The following is a 310-nucleotide window of genomic DNA, read 5'->3' as shown; positions in this document are numbered from 1 at the left end:
GTGACGATGCTCCCGTCCGCGCCCTGAACTGACGCTGACGCAACGGCGCGTCCGTGCCACGCCTCACTCCTCCCTGAGCGCTTGCATCGGATCAACACGTGCGGGACGATAGACGATATTAGACGGGTTTTTGCCGTGGGCCGTGGCCTTCAAGCCGAGCACGACTACGTCTCGAAGATCACGCTTGCGGAACGGGTCGGACATCTGAATCATCATTGAGCGGATCTGAATAGGGAGAGGAATCAAACCATCCGCCAACCAGGACCAACTGACCATGAGCGAGGTGGCCGAACGTCTCGGCTACGAATCA

It is taken from the genome of Luteitalea sp., assembly GCA_009377605.1.
Classification (GTDB): domain Bacteria; phylum Acidobacteriota; class Vicinamibacteria; order Vicinamibacterales; family Vicinamibacteraceae; genus WHTT01.
Note: the sequence above shows the minus strand (reverse complement) of the source record.